The organism is Micromonospora sp. D75, from assembly GCF_018070405.1.
GTDB classification, from domain to species: Bacteria; Actinomycetota; Actinomycetes; order Mycobacteriales; family Micromonosporaceae; genus Micromonospora; species Micromonospora chalcea.
In genome coordinates this window covers 1-971 of record NZ_JAGPXV010001061.1, presented here as the reverse complement: position 1 = coordinate 971, position 971 = coordinate 1, and the positions used below count along the sequence as shown (strand labels likewise).

General features: G+C 74.3%; 1 protein-coding gene and 1 pseudogene. Both read left to right on the top strand.

The features are described 5' to 3' along the window. A pseudogene (locus tag KBX39_RS31980) lies at positions 1–203 on the top strand (gfo/Idh/MocA family oxidoreductase); the annotation flags it as partial. A gap of 37 nt (positions 204–240) precedes the next feature. Then, entirely contained in the window at positions 241–936 is a 696-nt protein-coding gene (locus KBX39_RS31975; protein ID WP_064445417.1) for an HAD-IA family hydrolase, read from the top strand. Positions 937–971 lie beyond the last annotated feature (35 nt).

Below are 971 nucleotides of genomic sequence, written 5' to 3'. Positions count from 1 at the left end.
TGCCGCTGCCCGGGGAGCCGTTCGGCGCGGAGTACGCCCACCAGCTCGACGCCCTGCCCGGGCTGCTCGCCGACCCGGCCGCCCGGGGCGCGGCCGTCGCCGAGGCCCGCCGGACCATCGACATCATCGAACGGATCTACCAGTGCGCCCGGCCCACCCGGCCGGAGCGCCAGCACGCACTGGTGGGCCATCGCGCCGGGTGAGAACCACCGTCGGCCCCAACCCCTTCCGGGAGCAGCCATGAGCCGTCCATCGTCCACAGTCGAGGTGACCCCGCCGTCGCCGGCGCGCGGCCCGATCCGCGCGGTCGTGTTCGACCTCGACGGCGTCATCGTCGACAGTTCGGCCGTCATGCGTGAGGCGTTCAGCATCGCGTACGCCGAGGTGGTGGGCGACGGGCCGGCACCGTTCGAGGAGTACAACCGGCACATGGGCCGGTACTTCCCGGACATCATGCGCCTGATGGGGCTGCCCCTGGAGATGGAGGGGCCGTTCGTCCGCGAGAGCTACCGGATGGCCCACCTCGTGCCGCTCTTCCCCGGCGTCCGGGAGACCCTGGAGACCCTGCACTCGCGTGGCATCCGGATGGGGATCGCCACCGGCAAGGCCGGCCCGAGGGCCCGCTCCCTGCTCGACCAACTCGGCGTGCTGGGCCTCTTCGGCCAGGTGATCGGTTCCGACGAGGTGGCCCGTCCCAAGCCTGCCCCGGACATCGTGCTCCAGGCACTGGGCAACCTCGACGTGCCGCCGCACGAGGCCATGATGGTGGGCGACGCGGTGATCGACCTGCTCAGCGGCCGGGACGCCGGGGCGACGGCCGTCGCCACGACGTGGCACGGCGGGGACATCGCGGCGCTGCTCGCGGCCGGCCCCGACCTGGTCGTGCACGCCCCGGCGGAGTTGCTGGCGCACTGCCCGGCGGCCCTCGTCCACTGACCCGGACCGGAGCGCGCCCGGGGGGGGCCCGGGGG

What these genes read in the sequence shown, in the direction of transcription:
- KBX39_RS31975 (WP_064445417.1), top strand. Translation starts at nt 241, where the DNA reads ATGAGCCGTCCATCGTCCACAGTCGAGGTGACCCCGCCGTCGCCGGCG.